Genomic DNA, 15531 nt, shown 5'->3' with positions numbered 1-15531 from the left:
TCAAATTATTGAAATAAATTTGAGTGAGGTGAGGGTACTAGAAACAATAATGGTGCAAATTCTAATTTTGAAAGGAAAGGAATTGTGGCTTAACCTTATGCCATTTAGCCCTTACTTAAGTTTTTTATTGTAAATCTTTAGAACAAGTAATATGGAGCACGAACTTAAAATATTACCAGAGTACTTTGAAGAAGTAAAACGTAGAAACAAAACCTTTGAGTTAAGGGAAGATAATAAAAACTATAAAGTAGGTGATACCCTCAGACTGCTTGAATTTGATAATGAGCACTATACCGGCCGAGAATGCCGCAGAACAATATTATACATCCTGAAAAATGTAGAAAAGTATGGCCTTAAAGAAGGTTTTGTAATACTCGCCATGAAATAGTATTACTTTTTTTTACAGTATTGAGGTTCTAATAATATGACTTTTAAACCTCTAGAGCATTTAGTTTGAATTAGTTTGCTCTAAGTGATTAGAAATTAATTTTAATCACTTGACTTTGGCTAGTCTTAAGCATGTAGCACACTTGTTTAATTTTCACGACCTATCACTACATAACGAAGACGACTTATTTTTTTTTGGATCGTTTGTTGTAATTGTTAGGATAAGGAGGTTTATAAAATAGATTTGAATGATTTTTTTAATGTGGAGTATTCCCCATTGAATTATAGACTTACCTAAAAAACGTGCTATGTTAAAAGTTTTGACTTTTGGCATAAAAAGAAAAATTTGGGTCGATTAGCGGATAGGCATTTAATGTTTTAGACCACTAATAATTTTAATCCTAGCAAATGAAAAATTTCCTAATAATACTAAGTGTTTTAGTTTTTACACATACTAAGCTATACTCACAAAGTATCAGCATCCAGAGCCCAAGTTCGCCGATATGTAACGGTCAGGAGACTTATTTACATTTTGATACCACTGGAGTATTTGATACAAGCGAAGAATTTATTCTTTACAGGCTAAACTTTGATGAAAGTATTACCGAAATAGGAAGAACGCAGAAAGACAGTTTAGCCCTATCTTCTACGTTTTCTTCTAATGTATTTATACAATCTTCAGTAACTGCTACTTCTTCAGATACTATTAGACTGAATGTAGATGAGTTTACAGGTTTGTTTATGCAGTATGGTACAGAGCCCATTTGTGAAGGTTTTTCTAACACTCTGGAAATTTATACTGGTCTAGTAAATGGAGACGATATTACTTGGCTTAAAGACAATGAAATTATAGCCAATGCAAAAGCAAACATATTTAAGGCCAGTGAATCTGGCACCTATACAGCAAAAGTGCAAAGAGGGAACTGCACTTATGAAGTAGGTGGAAGGGCCAAAGTGGTTATAGGACAAATTAGAAAAGCTGATTTAAGCTCTGCATATTCGGCAGAAGTGTGTAGCGGTTTTTCGGTTAACATAAATGCCAGTGTTCCCAATCTGGACCAACTTACTTACCAATGGCACTTTGATGGTTCACCTATTGAAGGAGCCAACACGAAGGATTTTGCAGCAAAAGAAACAGGAAACTATCAACTATCTCTCTCGCAAGGTAACTGCACAAGTCTCTCAGACAACTTCAAGGTACGAATAGGTGGTTTAAAACCGGGGAGCATCATTCCTCAACCTATTTCGGCTATTGATGATGTAATAACTGTTTGTCATGACTTAAATGCAAATCTTAGTATTTCTAATTATCTGCAAAACAATGACATTTCTGTGTCTTGGTTACGAGACGGGACTAAAGTAGCTTCTGGAAAAAGTGTTTTTGTTAAAGAACCGGGCGAATACCGTTACCTTATAAAACAAGGAAGCTGTGAGGCTCTATCTATGCCATTAAAGCTTCAGAATAACTCAAAGATGCGTGGTTTAAATTTGAATAGTATTACAGAACTTAACACATGTGAAGATAAAACAGTTAGTCTTTTCACAAGCTCAAAAAATAACACAATTAGTCAAAGTTCTTATAACCTCAAACTTTATAAAGACAATAACTATTTAAAAGATATCCCATTCTTATTTGATGTGTTAACTATTTCAGAAAGTGGAAGCTATCATGTAGAAGGCAATTATGGCCCAGCTACCTGCATAGTCTATTCAGACACCCTTGAAGTAAACATTGCTGATAATACCGTTCCGTTTGATATCTATGCTAATGTTGATGAAATAAAAACTTGTGCAGACTCCACCATTATTGGCAAAAACTTAAACCTAACAGGCATTGACGGACCTACCGTAATATACACCTGGAAAAAAGATGGACAAGTTATTGCAAATTCTAACCAGAAAGCTTTAATCGTAAAATCAAGTGGTAATTATAGTCTTACTGTAGAAGTGGACGATACCTGTACTTATCAATCAAATGCTCTAAAAGTTACATTAAACGCTCTAGATGCTAAAATAGTAAAACCAAAAAGTGGTTTATGTGCCGAAAACCTTAGTCAACTTACTCTTCAAATAGGTGATAATAATGTTAGAACACAAAATGCCCTAGGCGATTTACTTTTTAGCTCTGATATTTCTTACCAATGGTATTTAGATGAAACATTGCTAGGAACAAAAGCTAGTCAAACCATCAATAAGTCTGGTAGTTACAAAGTAGCTTTAAAATATCAATCTTGTGAAATTGAAACGGTACCAACTAGTGTTCAACTTTTACAAATAAACAAACGCCTGTTACCTCTGGCCGACACCTTAAATATTTGCCCAGATGGTGGTGTGGCACACATTTCTGCTGCTGCCATAGTAGATACCTACCAGTGGCTTAATGATAGCCTAAATGCTACTTCAAATGCCTTTGAGATTTTGGCGGATAAAGTTGGCTCTTATAGAGTATGGATGGAAAAGGAAGGCTGTGGTACTTTTTCAAACAGCAAAACCATTAAACTAAGTAATGAAACTCCAACCGCAACTATAAGCGGTGGAGAAACCATTCAAATAGGAAAAACCTCTCAATTAGAAATAAACTTAACAGGCTCCGCTCCATGGATTTTAAGTACAACCGTTGGTGAAACCATTACTGCCAATAAATCTCCTTACTTCTGGGAAGTAACACCTCAAGAAACTACCTTATACGGATTAACAACAGTTTCAAATCCCTGTGGGTCTGGTCAGACTTTTGGTGACGCCACTATCACCGTTTTAGTTTTAGGAAATGAAGCAAACAGAATGGAAGGACTTTTAGTTTACCCTAATCCTAGTAGAGACCAAGTACGCATTGAACTAAGCCAAAAGCCTGAAAAACAACCCATAGTAAACCTTTACAATATGAAAGGGGAAGTGCTTAAAACTGGGCTTATTTCTGAAAAAACACTAGACATGAATATTAGTAGTTTGGCAGAAGGAAATTATTTAATACGCGTAGTTTCAGGGCAGCAGGTTATGACACGTAAAATTATCAAAAGAGGCTTCTAGTTTCCTATTTCCCCTAATTCTACTCCTTCTGAATAAGCCATTTTTACGTCGTTTTCGCTGAAAGCCTTCTTTATCTCTTTGTTGAGGTCATAGGTTACCTCCCAAAAATCATCAGGCTTAACGAAGGGCTTTACCCCTATCACCAAAAAGTGCGACTCATACTTTTCAATACCAACCAAAGGTGCTGGTTCAGGCATTATTCTAGCATTTTTAGCCATCACAGCTTGAATAATTCGCTCTATCTTAGGAAAACTTTCTTCATACGGCATGCTAACTTCTAACTCTAACCTGATGGCACCCTTCTTTGAAAAATTCGTAACCACGTTCTCCGTTATTTGACCGTTGGGTATAATCAAAGTCTTTTTTCCAGGTGTTCCCAAAAGCGTATTAAATATTTGAATTTCTTCTACTTTCCCAAATTTCCCATCAAGTTCAATCCAGTCACCAACTCTATAGGGTTTAAAAACCAATATGATGATACCAGAAGCAAAATTACCCAGCCCTCCCTGAAGAGCTAGGCCAATAGCAAAACCCGCTGCTGCTAAAATACCAACCAAGGCTGAAGTGTCAAAACCTGCAATGCCTGCGGCAAACAGAATAACCGACAGTTTCAAAACCATATCAAACATGGAAATCAAAAACGTGGTAATTTCTGGTGAAAGTGTAGATTTCTCTAAAGAGGTATTAGCAATTTTAGAAACTTTTTTAATTATCCAAAAGCCTACAAACAAGACCAGTATAGCTCCAATCAAACTTGGGGCATATTTTATTACCGTATCTACAGCCATAGAAAGGTATTCCTTAATATCAATACTCATTATTGCTTTGTAATTTTGTAACCGACTTCAAAATAATGAATTGTTGGTCAAGAAACTCAACAATTTTAATAGCTAGTTATGAAAATACTGAAAACAGTTTCCAAAATACTTCTTGGTTTTATTGCATTTTTACTAATAGTGGTGTTTGCTATGGTCACATATATTGACCGGACACCTTATGAAGAAATGCCCTATTACAAGGCATGGAAACAGAATATCAGCGACTTAGATATTAGTCAAACAAGTTCTAACGATTCTTTAAAAGTAGGCTGGGCTAAAATCAATATCACGCCTAAAGACCCTATTCCCTTAGCAGGTTATGGAAAAAGGCGTGGAGCCTCTTATAGTACCGTGCATGATTCCGTATTTGTGAGAACTATCTTACTTGAGAAAGAAGGTATAAAAACAGCCTTAATATCGGTAGATTTATTGATAGTACCCCCAACTGTGAGTGACCTAGTCAAACAAAAACTTGGCAGTACAGATTTGACTTTTGACCATATTTATTTTGGGGCTACGCATAGCCATAACAGTTTAGGAGCTTGGTATAACACCCTGGTAGGTACACTCTTTGCCGGTGAGTATGATGCTGAAATAGAACAAATGATTTCAGGCGGGATAGTTAATTCTATATTAGCCGCTAAAAAAGAGATGGCTGCCGCTACCGTAACTTTTGAAAAAAACTTAGATACACATGATATAAGAAACAGGATTGTAGACGGCGGAAAGATTGAGCCTTTTATTCGCTCATTAAGGTTTAAAACAAAATACAAAACTGCACTTTTAGCTACTTACGCCGCTCACTCTACCGTTTTAAATGCTAGTACGGTGGCACTTTCAAGAGATTACCCAGGTGTTTTGGTAGATTCTTTAGAGAAGAATTCTGTAAACTTTGCTATGTATATGGCAGGTGCGGTAGGCAGTATGGGACCCATGGAAAATGGTGAAACAGATTTTGACGAAGTAAATAATCAGGCTCTGGGTGTTATGAATGAAATCAATTCAGAAAACGAGTTTGAATCACTTTCTGGAAACCCTGAAGTATTGTCCTTTCAAATTTCACTCCCCTTAAGAAAACCTTCTCCAAGACTAACAACAAATCTAGCTTTGAGACCATGGGTTTTCAAATGGCTCTTTGGAGATTCGCCGAGCTATATAAAAGTGCTAAAAATTGGAAATAATTTGATGGTAGGTATGCCTTGTGATTTTTCTGGAGAACTTATGGAAAGCCTTGACAACTACGCCAAAACCAAGGGTCTAAACCTTATAATCACTAGCTTTAACGGAACTTACGCAGGTTACATTACTGCAGATGAACACTTTGACACTGAAACCTATGAAACCATTACCATGAGCTGGTTTGGGCCTTATAATGGCGATTACTTTTCTGAAGCCACTAAAGACATCATTGATTTAGTGAGTAAAAATTAAATTATTACTGTCTGACAAAAATAAAATCAATACTCATTTCATCATTTGAGACTACAGCCTTCAGCGTGTCTCCTTCTAATACATAATTTATAACTTTTGGAAAGTCTATTTCCTGATTCTCAAAAGTGAATGAATTAGGAGTTTGGCTAGTCAAATTAAACTTCACCTCTGGTTCACTGGCTACTTTAACTTTTAAATTCCAAAGTTCCTCTGATCGCTGAATAGTCATAAGTTCTTGAGAAATAGTATCTCCATCACTCATGGTAAAACCCACACCGGTGTAAACGCCGTTTTTAACCTCCCAATTTTCAAATGTTTCTCTATTTTCTTGGTCATTTATCCGAACCCAATTGCCTTCTAACCAAGCGAAACTGTCCACTTTTCCGCAAGAAGTTAGAAACAGAACGAAAAATAAAAACGTTAAGGTTAATCTCATGCTGTTTGGCTTTTTAGAGGCATTTTAAGTACTATCTTAGTTCCACAGGCTAAACCTTTTTTATCCGATAAATCTACAATTTCTAGCGAATGTTCTTTCTCTGAATCTTTAAAATAATTATCCAGACGTTGCTTTGTTAAATCTAAACCTATCGATTTATTGTTGAGGGTTTTACTTGCTTTTATTTCTCTAGATTTTTGACGCCCAATGCCATTATCTTCAATTTCTATCAAAAACTCTTTATTTGAATAACGACTTACCTTCATTTTGATAATTTTCAATCCTTCTTTGGAAGATAGGCCGTGCCAAATAGAGTTTTCAATAAATGGCTGTAAGATTAAAGAAGGCACCCTAATTCCGGTAGTTTCAATACCATCTTCTACACTCATTTCAAACTTAATCTTATTAGAAAATCTGATATTCTCAATGTTCAGGTAAAGCTCCATAGTATCAAGCTCTTCTTGCAGCGTAATATCTTTTTCTTTGGAGGTTGCTAAAATAGTTCTTATCAATTTCGAGAATTTATTCAGATAATAAACGGCCTTATCTTTCTCATTATTAATGATATATAACTTAATAGAATTCAATGAGTTAAAGATAAAATGAGGATTCATTTGAGAACGCATCATCTTTTGTTCTAGTGCTAAGAATTCCTTTTCTCTCCTTAAGCGGTTTTGGCGATAAACAAAAAAGAAAATACCACACAAAAGCGATAAACAAATAGTGGCAACAATGAATATTTTCTGATTGTCTTCCAGTTTCAAATTGGCAATTTCATTTTCCTTTTCTAAAATATCAATCTGATTCTTTTTTCGCTCCGAGTCATATTTAAGAATAAGGTCTGCTACATACCTTTGGTTAGACTCGTTCAAGTATTTCTCTTCATTTTCGCTATATAATTTCGAGAATTTTAGGGCTTCTTTGTAGTTCCCTTCCTTCTCACTTATTGCTGCCAAAATACGATATGACTCTGCCACAAAATAGCCCATATTTCTTTCTTTAGATTGAGATAGGGCTCTTTCCACATATTTTTTACTTTCTATAATATTTCCTTCTTCTTCTAAAGCCCAGCCATAATTCAAGTTTGCCATGGCCAAATAATATTTGTCGCCTATTTCCTTTGCTTGTTGAATGGTGGGTTTAATAATACTTAATGCTTCTTTGTACCGTTGCTGTTTTAAGTAAATTTGACCTATGCTATTATTACATATAACCATACCCAGCTTAGAGTTTATTTTTACGTTATAATCCATAGACTTCCTGTAAAATATCAGAGCAGTATCTAGCTTACCACGTTCTTCATAAATACTCCCAAGGTTTTGATAGTTAATAGCTAAGCCTAGGTCATTCCCTGTCTTTTCTTCTATTTTGGTAGACTCCACAAATTCCTTTTCGGCCAGTTCGGGCTGCCTTAAAGAAATGTAAATATTACCTATGCTATTCCTAGCCACTGCAATGTTCCTCATTCCAGTTTTGCTATCACTCCCCTCTGATTCTGCTAATTCTAAAGCCTTTTTATGTAGGTCTAAAGCTTCTCTAACCTCCTCCATTCGCCTATGAACCACGCCCATCATGTTAAGAGCAATCACCTTAAAGTCTACATTTTCGCAAAGGTTTGCATAGTTAATAGCCAGATTTAAACTTTCCAGGGCCTCTGGATATTCCGATATATTTCTGTGCATTAAACCCTTTTGAATATAGATATAGGTTAAGCCTTCATTATATTCTGATTTTTTAAACTCACTTAAATATTTTGCAAGGATACTCTCATCTCTTCGTATTGGGAAAAGCAAGCTATCTATCTCCGCATAATCTTTTGAGTTTATTTCTATAATCTCCGCTGCATTTAGCTTTTTTTGTCCGAGCGAGACAAAAGGAAATACCGCCATTATCATGACGGTTAGTACCATTAGTATTTTTAATTTTTTAAGCACTAAAATTTATTAAGAAATTCGGCTTTCCTGTTTCTAGAAACAGGTATATGCTTTCCATCCTCCATGATGATATAAGAATCTGTTTTTAAATATTCTTTTACCTTTGAAAGATTGATAATAAAGGAATTGTGAACTCTAAAAAACTCAATATCGCTTAGTTTTTCGCTTAGCTTCTTTAAAGTTTGGGTAATAAATAGCTTTTCTCCGTCCGTCAAATAAATAGATGTATAGTTACCGTCACCTTCGCAGTAGAGTATAACTTCAGGTTTTAAGAAAACTATTTTACCATCAATATTAATACCTATCCTATTGTTCCCACTACTTGATTTTGACATCACTGTCATCAGTGTTTCTTCAAACTTATCTTTGATAGAATGCTCTTTCTGAAACTCTTTCACCTTGTTACAGGCTTCCATGAGGTCATCAGAATCAATGGGTTTCAGCAAATAATCTAAGGCTCTTTCTTTAATGGCATTAATGCCATACTGATCATAGGCGGTAGTAATAATTACCGCAAAATTTCTTTCTGGAAGCTGATCTAAGAACCGGAAACCGTCCATTTGCGGCATTTCAATATCTAGAAATACGCAGTCAACATCTTGTTCTTCTTCAAAATATATTAAACCTTTTCTTGGGTCAGTAAATGTGCTTACAACCTCCACCTCAGGGCAGAAATTTTCCAGCTCCCATTTAAGACCTTCAATAGCCTTTGGCTCATCGTCTATAATTACAACTTTTATCATGGTAGAATGCTAAGTCCACAATTTACGCGAAAGCTTCTAATTACATGAAAAAAGTGTGTACATGGTAGTATTTTCTTTATAATTGGTCAAAAAACACTACCATGTAAATCTTATGACTGTTTTAAGCCAGCTTTTTCTACAATTTCATCAACCACTGAGGGGTCTAATAATGTAGAAATATCTCCTAAATTTGACACATCACCTTCGGCTATTTTCCTTAAAATTCTCCGCATAATTTTACCTGAACGTGTTTTGGGAACACCGCTTACGAAAAGAATTTGGTCTGGTTTGGCAATAGGCCCAATAATACGTGTAACTGTAGCCAATATATCACGTTTTGTTAATTCCTCTTCATGAACAAGGCTCTCCATAATGATGTAGGCAAAAATCCCTTGCCCTTTAATTTCGTGAGGATACCCTACCACAGCAGATTCCACCACACCCGTATGAGAATTAAGTGCATCTTCCACTTCTGCTGTACCTATTCTGTGACCAGATACGTTAATGACATCATCTACACGGCCTGTTATTCTATAATAGCCCTCTTCATCACGCATACAGCCATCGCCGGTAAAGTATTTGTTTTTATAGGTCGAAAAATAAACTTGCTTACAGCGGTCATGGTCTCCCCAAGTAGTTCTTATAATAGACGGCCAAGGGAATTTGATTACTAAATTTCCATTCACACCATTTCCTTCTATCACCTCTCCTTTTTCATCAACTAATTCTGGCTGAATTCCTGGTAACGGTAAAGTGGCAAAAGTTGGTTTAGTAGGAGTTATATTGGCCAATGGCGAAATCATTATACCTCCAGTTTCGGTTTGCCACCAGCTGTCGCAAATGGTACAATTTCCCTTACCTATATTATCATTATACCAGTGCCATGCCTCCTCATTAATAGGTTCGCCCACAGAGCCTAAAGTTTTAAGCGAACTTAAGTCCTTATTTTCCCAAAATTCTTTTCCAAAACCCATTAAAGAACGGATGGCCGTAGGAGCTGTATAAAAAATATTTACTTTATGACGCTCTACTATATCCCAAAAACGTCCAGCATCAGGGTATGTAGGCACACCCTCAAACATTAAGGAGGTTGCCCCTGCTGCCAGCGGACCATAAATTATATAGGAATGACCCGTAATCCAGCCTATGTCTGCCGTACAGAAATAGACATCTCCCGGGTCATACTGAAATACGTTTTGAAAAGAATAGGTAGAGTAAACCATATATCCACCACAGGTATGTACTACACCTTTAGGCTTACCAGTAGAACCTGAGGTATAAAGAATAAATAGTGGATCTTCAGAATCCATTACGGTAGCAGGGCAGTCCGCACTTACTTTCTTTATTTCTTCTTCCCACCAGTAGTCACGCCCCTTAATCATAGAAACTGGTGTACGGGTACGAGTAGCTACAATAACTTTTTCTACCATCGGACAGCCTATCAAAGCATCGTCCACGGTTTCTTTCATAGGTATTTTTTTGGTGCCCCTAAAAGCTCCGTCGGTTGTAATAATTACTTTACAGTTGGCATCGTTAACTCTATCTGCTATTGATTTCGCCGAAAAACCACCAAAAACTACCGAATGGATTGCCCCAATTCTAGCACAAGCCAAAACAGCTATGGCTAATTCAGGAATCATAGGCATGTAAATGCAAATACGGTCTCCTTTCTCTACTCCATGATTTTTCAAAACATTTGCAAAACGGCTTACACGCTCATGAAGCACCTTATAAGTGAGCGTTACGGACTCATCTTCTTTCTCATTCGGTTCCCAAATAATAGCCGGTTGATTTGGTCTTTCACGAACATGACGATCCAGCAGGTTTTCGGTAATATTCATTTTACCACCTACAAACCATTTTATACTTGGTTCTTCAAAGTTCCAGTCGAGCACCTTAGTCCAAGGTTTTTTCCACTCAAATCCTTGTGCCACTTCACCCCAGAAACCTTCTGGGTCTTCCACACTTTTCTTATAGGCTAGTTCGTATTCTTCGAATGTATTAATTCTCATTTCAATGGGTCGATTCTAAAATTAAATTGGTCTGTAAATATAGCGAATAAGTGCCTTCAAGCTATAAAAAGACAGGAAAATGGCACAATTAAGACAAATGTACAATACTGCAGTTAAAGCCTACAACTGTTCTCCTGAAATTGACAATCAATAAGATGGACACTATTTAGGCGTAGGTATGTACCATAAATCTTTTTGAAGGTCAATACCTCCACCTAACTCTTCTTGCACCACACGGTCAATCACATAAATGCCTTTCTTAGCCATGTTAGGAAAAGAGTCAATCCCATTATTAGGAAAGCCAACACGTGTTCTGTGAATATTAAATTTATCGGCAAATTTCCTTCCAAAAGCCTTTTCTACGCCTTCTTTTCCAATCATAAAACCTATCAAACCTCCCCAAGTAGCGGTAGGGTTATCAGAGTCCCAGCCAGAAAGAGCACCAATTTTTATAGTTTCTTTAAGGTCTCCTTCGCCATAATAAAGGCTAACAATGCTGGCCGCAAAGTTTATTCCTGCCGCAAAGCAGGCATTACAATACATATTTCTTGAGGTCATATCATAGCCATCTTCCTGATTCACCTGATATCTTTCATAAACGGCGTCTCTTGCTTCTTCCCAAGTTTTTCCAGCCTCATATTGCGATTTGACAAAATCATACATCTTAGCCGAATACGTTTCATTTGGCAAGTGCTTACGAGCTTCCTCCGCCATCCACTTAATATTCTCAGAAATTGGTTTTGATTCATCAATACTTGCCGCCAAAGAATACATAATAACATTAAATTCTGAAATTAACTGAGCATCATCTCTAGCTACCGTCTGAATAGGCAATAGTGATAACTTCATAGCCACATCTGGCCTGGAAGGAGCATAAAAGCCAAAAACCTCTGTGGTAAGCTGAGCATCAATCATCTCATACTCAGGGTTATTTTCAGGGGCACCCGTGGCAGGAGGTACTAAACCTTCGTTCATCAAGTCTAGTGCCTTTTGATTTGACACCCATAAAAAGTTTTCCTCCTCTTTTTTGATATGCTTTAACCAACCATCTCTTATTTGCTCGCCAGATAAAAGGCTTGTTTTGTTTTTAAGCAAAAGCTCTTGATAAATATATTCTATGTCTGTATCATCATCTGCTCCCCAAACTCCACCTTCATCTTCTAGTACAAAATCAAGCGTGGGCGACCATTGACTTATTTTATCGCCTGAAAAGATGTTTGGAATATCAGGCTTACCCCAATCCTCTCTGGTATAAAAATCTCCTGTTTTTATTTCACCTATATTACCAACTTTGTCCATTTCGGTCACTAAACCAGTCCAATTGGCAATGCACTGTCCCAACCAAAAACCTTCCAGTTTGTTTTTATAATCGGCTCTTGAAATTGGTAAATCAGATTCTTTGGGTTCGTATTTGGCATAAAGCAAATCCGGATTTTGAAGTGTGTTTGGCTCTGGTTTTTGACATGAGCTGAGGGCTAAGCCTATTAATAGGACAGAATAAGAGAAGTATCTCATGAATGACTGGTTTAAATATAAAACTAAATTATTTTCCGCACACTTTCATGAACATGCTCAATAGCATTTTTATCAGTATTCGTTCAGTTTGTCTATTAATGAAAGCTACATCAATTTATTTTACTATTAGCTCCTCCCTTTATAAACTCGAATCAAATGTTAATTTGGACAAGAAGTAATTGCAGCTTTAAATATTTTAAAATTTTCAGTTTCAAAGCCCGGTTTCAAAAGAATACTCCCATTGGAATAGATAAAAACCTCAGAACTTAAATTTTCCGTTAATTTACTCTCAATAACAGTGGAATAATTAGAATTCGAAATTAAGTCCGTTGTAAGATTTGAATTAATTAATAAATCATCCGGACAATTTGGCAAAGTCAAAACCCAAGGCTCAAAGCCCTTTGAATTAGCATTTGCACTAAAGAACATTTTATTTTCAAAACGAAAAAATCCAGATGGGTTAGAATTCCCAGGTCCGCTTCTTAAATCATAAAATAACTTTGTACCTTCTTTAGTTCCATCCGAAACCCAAAGCTCATATCCAGAAACACCCTGACTACCATCACTGGCGTTAAAAATAACATTCCGGGAGTCCATTTTTCCAATTGTACGTACATCCCATGGGAGGTATGTAAAAGAAAGGTAAGGCTTTTCGGATAAAGATATTATAGATTCAGGGTAGTTTTGATTAATCTTAAACAGTCTAAAATTACATCCCACCCTAGCTTCAAAAAACAAATCTCCATTGTTAAAGAAAAAGTTACCAGGGTCGGAGCTGGAGCATTCTCCATTGGCCATATCACTAACTAATACTGTATTTTCAAATGTTCCATCTGTTTTTAACAACTCAAATCCCATATTTGAAAAATTGGCAGAGAAATAGAAAAAATCACCAAGGATTGCATTATTCTCTAACGAAATTGGGGCACCGTAACCATAAGAATAAGTGCCTATTCTATTTGTTCCTAATTCAGTCCCATCCGAAAACCATAATTCTCTGGTATAATAATCCAATTCAACAACAAACAAAACGTTTGAATTAAATGCTTTAATATCAATTATGTTAGTATTAGCCCCACCGGCAGAAATGTCTTTAACAAGCTCAATACTTAGCGTTTCTAGATTTAACTTATAAAGCTCTCGACCGTAAGCATTCGTTTCGGCCGCTACGAAATAATTGCCTTGAGCATTGACTAAGTATTTAGAACCTTTTGTTACTTCATTGCCAGCCTCAAATGTGGTGAAATGAGTCACCTGTAAGTCAGGAGATATCTTAGAAATAGTATTGTATGTCGAAAAAACTGAATCTTTCTTAATATTGGAGGCTGCATATAATACATTGCTTGGATCCACAGCAGAAAAAGAATCACCCCCTATATCAGAAATAAGTCTTTCATATGATGCGTTTATATAAATCCGATTATTTAAAAGAACAATTTGGTCTATTGGGTTAGCCGTTTCTAATACTTTTACAGTTTCATAATTTTCAGGATTCGTCTTAAAAAGAGATTTCACGGTTCCTTCTTTCTCAAAAGCCTGAAAATAAATAAAGCCATTAAATTCAAAGAAACCTGTAGGTTCTGAACTGGGAGTTTGAATTGTATCTTTATTTAGTTCAAAAAATAAGTATGTTGAATCATTCTTTGTTTTCCATAATTCTGTACCATTAAATCCATCGGTCGCTAGAAATAATAAATTACCATTAACTTCTCTAAACTGTTTGGGGAAAGAAGAATTTTGGGACGACCCAATTCTTCCATTAGGTTCCTTATTTATATTTTCCAATAGGGAAACGGTTCCCTCTTCAAATTTGAATAACTCTGACCCTTTTGGCGATTCGTTTAAGCTAGAATAGATGTACTTATTTTCAAAAAAAGTAATTTCGCTTATCCTATTGCCCATTCGTTTACCATAGGTTCCTGCCGCGGAGGCAATATAAACATAGGAGTTAGAATTATATCCAGTATTTATAAAGATCCTGTCTCCTCCCTTACGCCAAGCACCAATAGGCACATTAATACTAGCCAAAAGTTTTGTTCCTTCTACTGTTCCGTCTGAACCAAAAATAGAATTACTAGCTCTAAAAACAATCCCATTATTGACTGAAAACATTTGAGAACCAATATAATTATAACTACCAGCTCCCGAATATAAATCTTTCAACATGTATGTTCCTGCTTCAGTACCATTCGTTACCCAAAGTTCATTTCCATATTCTATACTCTTTCCTATGAAGAAAATTTTGTTATCGAACTTAGCCATATGGGTGTTACCATCTAAACCATTTGCAATTCCTGGACTAATATCCTTTAGTAAAAAAAGTGAATCACTACCAACAGAATTATAGAATATCTCATATCCAAAGTCTCCAAAATAACCAGCATAGAATGTTTTTTCATCTATCTCCCCAATAGCCTTAACACTTCTCAAATTCTGTGTCGACTTTAGCGTCAGTGTATCATTCGAAGTAAGATCTAATCGATTAATAGATTGAAACCCTGAAGCCAGATTTGTAATAAAGAGGGCCTGATCATTTTGAAAAAGGAACCTATTTGAAAAAGGAAATAACAATTTCAAAACTTTTTCAGTGCCTAATGTTGTACCATCAGTCTTCCATAACTCATCTTCTTTAAGAAAAACCAAGTAGTTACTATTTTGAGCGAGATTTGTTATTTTGATTTCCCCAAAATTGTATACCATAGAAGGCCTTGCTTCTCCATCAGTTTTGAATAGGCAATAACCTACAGCATTTTTATACCCAACAAAGTATAAATTATCTTGAAAAACGATACTCTCGCCATACTCCGAATCTTTCTCAGCTATCTGTATATCAGTAACCATATTAAAGCTCTGGGAGAACAAACTATTTGAAAGTATAATAAAAACCAGCAGGGTTCCAAATTTCATAGAATTTTGTAGAGTTAGTAATGTAAAAGCTACAGTTCCAATAGAAAAATTCATTGCTTTTTTCAACCTTATTTTCTTGCTCTCAAACCTAAATAAATAGTGCCTATTTCAACAAGTATAATAACATAGCACCTTGAAAAATCTTTATTCAAATATAGAGTATTGGTATTAAAACTAGCAATCTGCCAAATTATCAAAGCTTTGTTTGAATTAAATATCAATCCCCTTTTTCTATTTGTCAGTTTATATGATAGCTGGAATATGAGGTTGATAAGCAAATTATAAAACTAATAATACCAAACCATTTTAAATCCAGTCGAA

10 protein-coding genes are annotated in these 15531 nt (G+C 35.8%); 3 read left to right on the top strand and 7 right to left on the bottom strand.

Annotation, left to right across the window (positions count from 1 at the left end; translation table 11 throughout):
• The first annotated feature begins 151 nt into the window (after positions 1–151).
• Together AADJ06_RS01340 and AADJ06_RS01335 are read left to right on the top strand one after the other, a co-directional pair.
• Positions 152–388, top strand: a complete 237-nt coding sequence (locus AADJ06_RS01340) for a DUF3850 domain-containing protein (RefSeq protein WP_341224590.1) — start codon at positions 152–154, stop codon at positions 386–388.
• A gap of 407 nt (positions 389–795) precedes the next feature.
• Positions 796–3414: a T9SS type A sorting domain-containing protein gene (locus tag AADJ06_RS01335; RefSeq protein ID WP_341224589.1), complete on the top strand. Its 2619-nt coding sequence runs from the start codon at positions 796–798 to the stop codon at positions 3412–3414.
• On the opposite strand, the gene AADJ06_RS01330 is transcribed toward AADJ06_RS01335, so the two are convergent.
• Positions 3411–4232: a mechanosensitive ion channel gene (locus tag AADJ06_RS01330; RefSeq protein ID WP_341224588.1), complete on the bottom strand. Its 822-nt coding sequence runs from the start codon at positions 4230–4232 to the stop codon at positions 3411–3413. The genes AADJ06_RS01335 and AADJ06_RS01330 overlap by 4 nt on opposite strands.
• A 78-nt stretch (positions 4233–4310) precedes the next feature.
• On the opposite strand from AADJ06_RS01330, the gene AADJ06_RS01325 reads away from it, so the two are divergent.
• The gene (locus AADJ06_RS01325; RefSeq protein WP_341224587.1) at positions 4311–5663 is read left to right on the top strand and encodes a neutral/alkaline non-lysosomal ceramidase N-terminal domain-containing protein; all 1353 of its coding nucleotides are present in this window, start codon (positions 4311–4313) and stop codon (positions 5661–5663) included.
• Between the two features lie 4 nt (positions 5664–5667).
• On the opposite strand, the gene AADJ06_RS01320 is transcribed toward AADJ06_RS01325, so the two are convergent.
• From AADJ06_RS01320 to AADJ06_RS01295, 6 genes are all read right to left on the bottom strand, one after another.
• The gene (locus AADJ06_RS01320; RefSeq protein ID WP_341224586.1) at positions 5668–6099 is read right to left on the bottom strand and encodes a DUF6265 family protein; all 432 of its coding nucleotides are present in this window, start codon (positions 6097–6099) and stop codon (positions 5668–5670) included.
• On the bottom strand, positions 6096–8033 hold the full coding sequence (locus tag AADJ06_RS01315) for a tetratricopeptide repeat protein (protein WP_341224585.1): 1938 nt from the start codon (positions 8031–8033) through the stop codon (positions 6096–6098). Before AADJ06_RS01315 ends, AADJ06_RS01320 begins: the two co-directional genes overlap by 4 nt.
• Positions 8033–8776, bottom strand: coding sequence for a LytTR family DNA-binding domain-containing protein (locus AADJ06_RS01310; RefSeq protein ID WP_341224584.1), 744 nt, complete (start codon positions 8774–8776; stop codon positions 8033–8035). Before AADJ06_RS01310 ends, AADJ06_RS01315 begins: the two co-directional genes overlap by 1 nt.
• A 110-nt stretch (positions 8777–8886) precedes the next feature.
• Positions 8887–10788, bottom strand: a complete 1902-nt coding sequence (gene acs / locus AADJ06_RS01305) for an acetate--CoA ligase (RefSeq protein WP_341224583.1) — start codon at positions 10786–10788, stop codon at positions 8887–8889.
• A 162-nt stretch (positions 10789–10950) separates the two neighbouring features.
• Positions 10951–12303, bottom strand: a complete 1353-nt coding sequence (locus AADJ06_RS01300; protein WP_341224582.1) for an ADP-ribosylglycohydrolase family protein — start codon at positions 12301–12303, stop codon at positions 10951–10953.
• Between the two features lie 159 nt (positions 12304–12462).
• Entirely contained in the window at positions 12463–15210 is a 2748-nt protein-coding gene (locus tag AADJ06_RS01295) for a hypothetical protein (RefSeq protein ID WP_341224581.1), read from the bottom strand.
• Between the last annotated feature and the right edge of the window lie 321 nt (positions 15211–15531).

It is taken from the genome of uncultured Arcticibacterium sp. (assembly GCF_964021845.1).
GTDB lineage: Bacteria > Bacteroidota > Bacteroidia > Cytophagales > Spirosomataceae > Arcticibacterium.
This window is presented reverse-complemented; position numbering and strand designations above follow the sequence as displayed.